At 63.2% G+C, this 9,130-nt stretch carries 9 protein-coding genes; 1 reads left to right on the top strand and 8 read right to left on the bottom strand.

All coding sequences use genetic code 11. The features are described 5' to 3' along the window. Positions 1 to 35: 35 nt before the first annotated feature. From CJ028_RS00715 to CJ028_RS00750, 8 genes are all read right to left on the bottom strand, one after another. Positions 36 to 878: a prepilin peptidase gene (locus CJ028_RS00715; protein WP_105033370.1), complete on the bottom strand. Its 843-nt coding sequence runs from the start codon at positions 876 to 878 to the stop codon at positions 36 to 38. After that, positions 871 to 2,523 carry a bactofilin family protein gene (locus CJ028_RS00720; protein ID WP_129590330.1) on the bottom strand — a complete coding sequence of 551 codons (1,653 nt, stop codon included), beginning with the start codon at positions 2,521 to 2,523 and terminating at the stop codon, positions 871 to 873. The genes CJ028_RS00715 and CJ028_RS00720 overlap by 8 nt, the downstream gene beginning before the upstream one ends. Next, positions 2,514 to 3,188, bottom strand: coding sequence for a hypothetical protein (locus tag CJ028_RS00725; protein ID WP_129590331.1), 675 nt, complete (start codon positions 3,186 to 3,188; stop codon positions 2,514 to 2,516). Before CJ028_RS00725 ends, CJ028_RS00720 begins: the two co-directional genes overlap by 10 nt. Positions 3,189 to 3,195: 7 nt before the next feature. After that, positions 3,196 to 3,558, bottom strand: a complete 363-nt coding sequence (locus tag CJ028_RS00730) for a hypothetical protein (protein ID WP_105033373.1) — start codon at positions 3,556 to 3,558, stop codon at positions 3,196 to 3,198. Between the two features lie 144 nt (positions 3,559 to 3,702). Further along, entirely contained in the window at positions 3,703 to 4,152 is a 450-nt protein-coding gene (locus CJ028_RS21660) for a prepilin-type N-terminal cleavage/methylation domain-containing protein (RefSeq protein ID WP_105033374.1), read from the bottom strand. Between the two features lie 155 nt (positions 4,153 to 4,307). Next, positions 4,308 to 5,537 (bottom strand): type II secretion system F family protein, encoded by a 1,230-nt coding sequence (locus tag CJ028_RS00740; RefSeq protein ID WP_105033375.1) that lies wholly within the window; start codon positions 5,535 to 5,537, stop codon positions 4,308 to 4,310. Beyond that, entirely contained in the window at positions 5,538 to 6,716 is a 1,179-nt protein-coding gene (locus tag CJ028_RS00745) for a type IV pilus twitching motility protein PilT (RefSeq protein ID WP_105033376.1), read from the bottom strand. It lies immediately after the preceding gene. Between the two features lie 132 nt (positions 6,717 to 6,848). After that, positions 6,849 to 8,570: a GspE/PulE family protein gene (locus CJ028_RS00750; RefSeq protein ID WP_105033377.1), complete on the bottom strand. Its 1,722-nt coding sequence runs from the start codon at positions 8,568 to 8,570 to the stop codon at positions 6,849 to 6,851. Positions 8,571 to 8,943: 373 nt separating this feature from the next. Between CJ028_RS00750 and CJ028_RS00755 the strand changes: the two genes are divergently transcribed. After that, a partial coding sequence (locus tag CJ028_RS00755) for a hypothetical protein (protein ID WP_129590332.1) occupies positions 8,944 to 9,130 on the top strand: 187 nt, incomplete at its 3' end.

Raw genomic sequence — 9,130 nt, forward strand, 5'->3', positions numbered from 1 at the left:
GGAGCGGGTCGAGTGGTTGTGGCGGCGTTCGCCGGTCAGGCGAGGCTGTACAGGGTGAGGTAGCCGATGGCTATCTGGTCGCCGAAGAATGCGCCGATCCAGGCGCCCAGCAGCATCCACGGGCCGAACGGAATACTGCTCCGGCGCTTGGCCTTTCGGGTCAGGAGCAGAAGGAGTCCGAATACACCGCCGAGCAGAAAAGCGCCGAAGGCCCCCACGATGAGCGGTGCCCAGCCCAGATACCCCAGGTAGAGACCGAGCAGACCGGCTAGTTTCACGTCGCCGAGCCCCATGCCGCCGGGGCTGATCAGCGCCAGGGCCAGGTAGAGGCCGAACAGTGCCCCGGCCCCGATGAGGGCGGTGAGCAGACGACCAGGCTCGCCTGCCACGAGGGCGGCTGCCCCGAGCAGTACGGCAGCCACCGGGTAAGCGGGCAGCAGAATGCGGTTCGGGAGGGTGTGCGTGTCGAGGTCGATCATGGCCAGGGCCACGCTGATCGCCGCCAGGTAGAGGAACGCCGCGAGCACGATGAGCTGAGTGGCCAGGGTGTTGGTGGTGGTCGTCACGGCGGCCCAGCCAAAATCTGCGGACGCGAACGCCCAGAGGGCGACGACCGCGAAGAACACCGCCGTGCCGAGTTCGATCATGGGGTATCGAGGCGAGATGGGTGCCTTGCAGTCGCGGCATTCCCCGCGAAGCACGAACCAGCTCAACACCGGAATGTTGTCGTACGGCCGAATGCGCGCGCCGCAACTGCCGCACGCACTCGGCGGGGAGACGATGGAGCGGCCAGCCGGTAGGCGGTAGATCACCACGTTCAGAAACGAGCCGATGATGGCGCCAAGAATGCCGAATACTCCGGCGATGGTGCTAGCCATTCAGGTCTCGAATCGAAATGCGTGCGCCCAGCCGCGCAATGGTCCCGCCCGCGCCCGGCGTCGCTCCCGTGGAAAGGTCGGTGCCGGGAATACCCACCGGGGCATAGTGCAGCATGGCCGAGCCGGCCGTGCCGACGGTGCCGCCGTAGAGCTGGCCGCGCCACTGCGCCGAAAAACCGAGGTCAATCGAGCACGGTGTATACAGCATCGCAGTCACCGGAGCCTGCACGATGAAGGACTGTGTGATATCCGAGTTGTCGCTGGGATTCCGGCAGGTGGGAGCGCCGTCGGCTGTCTCATCCGGCGAGATCAGCCACAGCTTGCGGGCCGTCGCCCCCGGCGCGTCGATCTGAGCGTCGAGGCCGATCTCAAAACGATCCGCAAAAATTGCCAGATCGTGCGGCAAGCTTAGGTGCACGGTGTTCTCCTTCAGGAATACGCCCTGAGGGCACTCGCGAGCGTCAATAATTCCCGGGCCAGTAAACAAGTTTGCGGCTGTTTGAATATCTGCGAGCCTGCAGCCATGGCTCATCGTTGCTACTTGGTAGCCGGGCCAGTCGGCCAGATCATAGTCGACATCGACCCAGTCCGGCACGACGGGTGCCGAGGCCGGTGCTGACCCCGCTCCGGGCCCGACCGCAACCACCGTCGTGCCACCGGTAATGACACCGGGCCCGCTGTTGCTGAGCGTCTGGGTCGTGAGGTGGCCGGTGATCACGTTCGTGGTGTGACCTATGGTCGTCGCTCCGGCCGACCACGCGTCATGGTCGATTTTCGCGCTGTTGATCATGCTCAGGGACCCGGCTGTCACCGAACCCTTGATCCACGCCGACGTTTCAAGAACCGTGGCGCCGGTGGTCCAGACGCTGCCGTGAATGATGGTGCTCTCGATGAATTTGACACTCGGCGCCACAACGTTGCCGTGCACCTGTGCCGAATCGTGCAGGGAGACAGGTTCGGTGGCCCAGACGTCTCCGACGATCTGACAGGACGCCCCGACTTCGAGCCCGCCGTCGGCGATCACCAGATCGGCATTGAGAATGCCGGTTGAAGCCGTGTTGGTGATGTCGCAGGTGACGTTGTCGTGGCGCACCTGCACGACCGGCTCCGAACCGTCGACGGAGTTCAACTGGCTGGAGCCCGCGAAGGTTCCGAAATTGTGGGAGTAGAGGGCAGAGCCGGTACCGGGGGTGCCGGTGCTGGCCGGCACGTAGGCGTAGATCGCTTCGACGGTGCGCGCGTCGCCCGTGCTATTGCCGCCGACACCGAAGTCGGCAGCTTCGCCGGTCGACAGAATTTTGACCCGGAGCGCCGCCTGCGTCGGGCACGCGCTGACCCAGGTGTCGTTGGTCGCACTGGTGGAGTAGGAGACCGCCACCGCGGAAGCCGGAGTGGTCGTGTTCCAGCCGGCCGCCGTGCAGGTGCTGCTGGTCAATTTGAGCAGGGCGTCGTCGACACCGGCTTCGGCCGCCGATTGAGCCTGCACTCCCGCACGCGTCGCGCTGCTCACACTGAGCGAGTTCATGGTGGAACCAGCGATAGCGAGGGTCGCGATGCCGGCAATGGCCATGAGCCCGATCACGGCGAGCATGCTGCTGCCGCGGTCAGCAGCCAGAAGAAGGCGGGTCTTGCGCACTAGAAACATGTGGGCTCCATTGGCGGCGCCGCACCCTGGCGGCTCGTGACCGTGGTCGAGATCAACGCCGGACTGCTGTCACCATCGGCGTTGATCGTGAAGTTGAGCGTGACGGCACGGCGATCGGGAGTGACATCGGGGTTAAAGACGGGCTGGGCGGAGGCCGCGGACAATCCGCTACCCAGCAAGGTCCAGCCGGTCATGTCAGTGGCGAGGTCGTCCGCTGTAGGGGCAACGATGGTTTGCGGAGCCGCAGCGCGCCGGTAGAACATGGCACCGCCATTGGACTCGGTGTAATACCAGGCCTGGCAGACCCGAGACCTGGCCGGAACCGCGGGATCGCTGCTCACCGCTGTCACCACGAGAAGCTGGTCATCGTTGTCGAGGTCTGCACTGTCGGTGATCTGCAGCGCAGTGGCATTGCGCACGCCGGAATGCACCGACGTGGAGATCAGCTGGCTGACGGCATTCGCGTCGGCGCTCGCCATCACCTTTTCTTCCGACGTCAGGGTATTGAGCAACATTCCGCCGACGACGGTGAGAATGAGCACGAGCAGGCTCGAATAGATGAGCAGCTCAACGAGTGTGTAGCCACCCTCGCCACGCTGGCCCAGCCTCTCACGCCCCGGGCCGGCCACGACACCGTTTGGGCGATGGCTCGCTCTCGCATTCATGCCTGGCCTAGCCGTTCACGAAAATGCTCGTAGTGGCCTCGGCCAGAATCTCACTGGTCGAGACCTCGGTCACGAAGACGCGCACCTGCACCGTTTTCGGATAGGTGGCAGGGCAGGTGATCGGATCGAAAGCGGGCTGCAGTGCCCGGCCGTCGGGGTCGAAGACAGCCGGCGACGTGGCGGCACGGGCGCGAAGCGGCTCGCAGGTCGTGCCGAGAGCGCGCATGCCCTCCATCTGCGTGGCGACGAGCTGGGTGGCCGAGGTCAGCGTGGCATTGGAGACCGAGACGCGCAGCGCGGTAACCAGCATCGGCAGAAAGGCGATGGCGAGCAGGGAGAGCAGCAGCATCGAGACGACAATTTCGATCATGCCGAAGCCCGCGTCGCGGTAATGGCTGGAAAGAGTTGGGCATCGACGCACCACGAGTTCTGTTTCCCTTCGTCCGCGAACAGCTGGTAGTTCCCTGTGGGTCGTCTCAGGCCCCACCGGGGTTCGAGTAGTGCTTTGAGTTGGCTACATCGCGATTGCGGCGCCTGAATCCGTGATCGTGTGGCTGTGGTTTGCCTTGGAAGGAGCCAAAGCGGTGTCCGCAGCCGCGTCCCCAGGGGCCCAACTGCCGGTGATCGTGAACTTCTCCGTGGTGCTGCTGTACGCGTAGGTGACCTTAATATCTGCACTGGATGTGAATGCTTTCACGTCCGAAAGGTCTGATTGAATGGTGGCCGCGGTTTCAGTTCCCGCCACGAGTTCGGCCACAACTGCGGTCTTCGCGTTCGTGATGGCGGCGGCCACGGCCTTGTCCTTCGCGCCGTCCTGCTGGCCGAGGTAGATCGGGATGGCGATCGCGGCGAGCACACCGAGGATGAGAACCACCACGAGAAGCTCGATGAGCGTGAAGCCCTTCTCCTTCTCGCCGAGGGCCTTGCGCTTGTTGACCAGGGCTGTCGTGAAGAAGCGGTTCATGTGTCTGTGTCCTTTGCGTGGTTCAGCAGGGAGCAATGCGGTGGGCTTGCCCGCTTTTAACCGTAGGTTGGCCCACACAGCGAACCGTTGTTTTTTCGGGGGGCTGATCACCCCCAGTAGGAGTGCAGCCCAAACGGGGCCCCACGCCGTGCCTGCTAGTTGACGTAGTCGAAAACGCTGAACATGGGCAGATACAGCGCCACGACCATGCCACCGATGATCACGCCGATGACGGCGATCATGAGCGGCTCGATCAGCGCGGTGAGCTGCTCGGTGGTCGACTGCACTTCCTGGTCGTAGAAGTCGGCGATCTTGGTGAGCATCGTCTCGAGCGCGCCGGCATCCTCCCCCACCGAGATCATCTGCGTGACCATGGCCGGAAAGACCGGCTCCAAGGCGAGGGGCGCCGCAATGGAGCGGCCCTGGCTCACCGATTCCTGCACCTTGGCCAGTGCCGACTCGATGACATAGTTGCCCGAGGTCTCGCCGACAATTTTGAGCGAGTGCAAAATGGGCACGCCGGCGCCGATCATGGTGGCGAAGTTGCGGCTGAACCTGGCGATGGCAAGTTTGGTGAGCAGATTGCCGAACACCGGCAGCTTGAGCTTGAACGGGTCGACCACGCGGCGCACGGCCAGAGTGTGCTTGTTCTTGCGCCACCAGACCGAGAACACGATGACCGCGATGAGCAACACCGGGCCCACCCAGACCATGCCGTTGGAGAGCACAACGAGCACCTTGGTGGCCGCGGGCAGTTCGCCGCCGAGACCCTTGAACATCTTCTCGAACACGGGAACGATGAAGATGAGCATTCCCACCACGGCGAGCAGCGCCATGATCAGCACGATCACCGGGTAGGCGAGCGCGCTCTTGATCGTGTCGCGCAGTTTTACCTCGCTCTCGAAGTTGTCGGCAATGGAGTTGAGGGCGTCTTCGAGAAAACCACCGGTCTCGCCCGCGCGCACCAGGTTGATCATGATCGGCGGAAACACCACGTCGTGTTTATCAAACGCTTCGGAGAGCGACAGGCCGGTTTCCACGTCGCTGCGAATGACGGCAATCACCTGGGCGAGCTGCTTGTTCTCTGTCTGCTCCGACAGAATGTTGAGGGTGCGCAGCAGCGACAGTCCGGCGGCGGTCATGGTGGCCATCTGGCGGCTCATCACGGCAAGATCGGTGAGGCCCACGTGCTTCTGAAACCCCGGGATACTGAGTTCCGCGTGAAGACCCGTGAGTTTACGGGCCGGCGCGATCGAAATGGGAGAGAGCCCCATGATGCGCAGTTGCGAGAGCGCAGCTCGCTCCGATGCTGCGTCCATCCGGCCCTTGACCACGCGGTCGCGGGCGTCCCGACTGGTGTAGCTGAAAGAGTTTTCGGTGGACATCTAGCGCCTTCCGGGCGAGAACGAGTCGTTGAAGTCAATTTCGCCGTTGCTGAGGCCGCCCACGGGGGTGTCCGTGGGATCAACGCGATGCACGAGCTGCTTGAGCACGTCGACATCCATGGCCTTCTCCTCTGCCGCCTGCCGGGTGATCTGGCCGGCGTCGACGAGTTCGGCCAGGTGCTGGTCCATCGTGTGCATGCCGAGCGATCGACCCGACTGCAGCGCAGAAGCAATCTGATGGGTCTTGCCCTCGCGCACGAGGTTCGCGATGGCCGCGGTGGTCACCAAAATCTCGGTCGCGGCCACACGCCCACCGCCGATCTTGCGCACGAGGGTCTGACAGACGACCCCGCGCAGCGTCGCGGCGAGTTGCGCGCGCACCTGCGCCTGCTGGTGCGGCGGAAAAACGTCAATGATGCGGTCGATGGTCTGGGCGGCATCCTGAGTGTGCAGGGTGGAGAAAACGAGGTGACCAGTCTCGGCGGCGGTCAAAGCGACCGAGATCGTCTCCAGGTCACGCAACTCGCCGATCAGAATAACGTCGGGGTCCTGGCGCAGCACGTGTTTGAGAGCGGATGCGAAACTGTGCGTGTCCTGCCCCACCTCGCGTTGGCTGATCATGGACTTCTTGGCCTCATGAATGTACTCGATCGGGTCTTCCACCGTGACGATGTGGTCGTCCCTGGTGCGATTCACCAGGTCAACCATTGCGGCCAGGGTAGTGGTCTTGCCGGAGCCGGTGGGACCGGTGACCAGAACGAGCCCTCGAGGCAGTTGCGCGAACCGCGCAACGGATTCCGGAATGCCCAGCTCAGCCAACGATTTGATCTCATTGGGAATGAGACGAAAGGCGCCACCGACCGTGTTGCGCTGCTGGTAGAAATTGACGCGAAAACGGGTGCCCTCTACCGTGTGGGCGAAATCCAGCTCGAGTTCCTGATCGAATTCTTCGCGCTGCTCCGGCGACAGAATGCTGTCGAGAGCGGAAGCGACCTTCTCCGGCGACCAGCGATCCCACCCGGGAATCGGGCGCAGGGAACCGTCCACCCGAATGCTCGGTGGTGCACCGCCAGAAACGTGCAGGTCGCTCGCTCCCTTCTCTAGCACGAGTCGGAGCGCCCGGAGCAGGTCGGCATCGGGCGTGGGTACGCTGAATTGGGCTGATGATTCGGAACGCATAAGCCTCCTCGAACGGATATCGACGGTGGAGGCGGGCGTGTCATCGGATTCATGAACGGCATAACCGAAGTCGGGCGATGTCACTGCGGGACCTGCAAGGTCCGTCGGGGACAAAGCGGGGCATCCTGGAATTTAGGAGACGACACGGAGCACCTCGTCGATCGAGGTCAGCCCGAGGGCAACCTTGGCCCAGCCGTCTTCACGCATGGTGATCATTCCTTGTTTACGTGCGGCGGCACCGATCTGCGCGCTGGAAGCATGCGACACGGTCAGCCGCTCGATCTCTTCGGAGACCGTCATGACCTCGTGAATGCCGATTCGTCCGCGGTAGCCCGTTTGCGAGCAGCTCGAGCAGCCGGCTGGTTTGTAGATGATGGTTCCGGTCGTGGTGGGGTCGATGGCCGGGCCGATCTCCGGCATGATCGTGGACCGGTTGGAGACGTAGCCCACCGTGGGATTGACCACAAAACCGAGATAGGCCAGGTCGGTTCGATCATCGGGGACTTTGCAGCGGTCGCACAGGCGCCGGGCCAATCGCTGGGCCACAACGCAGTCCAGGGCCGACCCCACTAGAAAGGGCTCGATTCCCATTTCGATCAGTCGGGTCATGGCGCTCGGAGCGTCGTTGGTGTGCAGGGTCGACAGCACCAGGTGACCGGTGAGCGATGCCTCGATGGCGATCTTCGCGGTCTCCTGGTCTCGAATCTCACCGAGCAGCACGACGTCGGGGTCGGATCGCAGAATGGAACGCAGCGCAACGGCGAAGGTGAGACCCGCTTTGCGGTTCACCTGTATCTGGTTGACCCCTTGCATGCGGTATTCCACCGGGTCTTCAACCGTGATGGCGTTGATCTCCGGGCGGTTGATAGCGTGCAGGGTCGTGTACAGGGTGGTCGACTTGCCCGAACCGGTCGGCCCGGTGACCAGGATCATGCCGTACGGCTTGGTGTACGCCATTTCGTACTCGTTGAAGTTGTCGGTGAGCAGGTTGAGGCCATTCATGCTCATCGACGAGGTGGCGTTGTCGAGAATTCGCAGCACGACCTTTTCGCCCCACACCGTGGGCAGAACGGCCACGCGCAGGTCGACCGTGCGACCGTTGTGGTGCACCGACATGCGGCCGTCCTGGGGTTTGCGACGCTCAGCGATGTCGAGGTCGCTCATGATCTTGATGCGCGAAGTGACACCGCTGGCGATCGTTGACGGAGCCCTCTGCATCTCGTGCAGCACACCGTCGATGCGGTAGCGCACCCGCACGTCATTTTCGCCGGGTTCGATGTGAATGTCGGAGGCTTTGTCTTGAATGGCCTGGCTGACCAACAGGTTGACGAAGCGCACGATCGGCGCGGCGTCATCCGTTTCGGTCTGCACCGCGCTGTCTTCTGGCTCTTCGCTGTCACCGGTGAGAGTACTACTGAGGTCGATCAGTTCGTTGTCGGCGCGGTGGTAGCGAATGATGGCCGCCTGCAGGTCGGACGGCTCGACAACAACCGGGCTGACCCGCATGCGTGCGGCCTCACGCACGTCGTCGACGGCGAACACGTCGCCGGGGTTGACCATGGCTACGATCAGGCGCCCGTCTTCGAAGGCGATGGGCAGCACATTGGCTCGACGGCAGACGGCGGCCGGCACCTTGGCCACGGCGAGGCGGTCGACCGGGTAGTCCAGCAGCTCGACGAAAGGCAGGTTCTTCTGCTCGGCCCGCGCCTTGGCGAACTGCAGCTCGCTGATGGTACCGGCCTCCACCATGCCGCGTACGGCGGCTTCATCGGCGCGATCGCTCAGCCGTACGGTGTCAAGTCCCTCAACCGGCAGCAGTCCGTGCACGATCAGAATTTCGGTCAGGCTGGTCACGTCTGCGCGGCTCCCCCGGTTCTCAGTCATCTCAATGTGCACTCGTGGAGCACACCGCAGTCGCGGCACGAGACTGACTCTTTACGTTATCGCGGTGGGTAAAGTCTGAACCGGTTCCAGCCGATGGTGCCCTCGCTTTTGTCGACCCCAGTTCAGGGCGCAGTTTGCCCATAATGGGTGGTCGCATCGCCACCACTGCTGCCCTACGTCTCACGAGAGCGAATGAACGGTTGATTCAGAGGGCCCAAGTAGCCGTCTACCCGCTCTCGCGGACGGGAAGAAACTTCTGAATGTACGTCATAATATTGGTGAGGTTCTCTCGCCTTGAGGGGTGTTTTGGGCTATAATTGTGGGTGAAGGAGGCACCGACGCCATGACCCTCACCGCCCCGCCCTCCGCAGCCGGCTCGATGCCGGAACCCGAGGATTCCCGGGTGGCGGTCATTGCTCAGGCCGGTGCATTGTTGGCCTCCGTTGTTGACGGGGTGCGGTTTGGTCACCTCGATGACTCCGAGGCTGTGGCGGTCATGACCGCCCTCGAAGAACTCGGTCGCAAGGTCG

Source organism: Cryobacterium aureum (assembly GCF_002954245.1).
In the GTDB taxonomy this organism is placed as follows: Bacteria; Actinomycetota; Actinomycetes; order Actinomycetales; family Microbacteriaceae; genus Cryobacterium; species Cryobacterium aureum.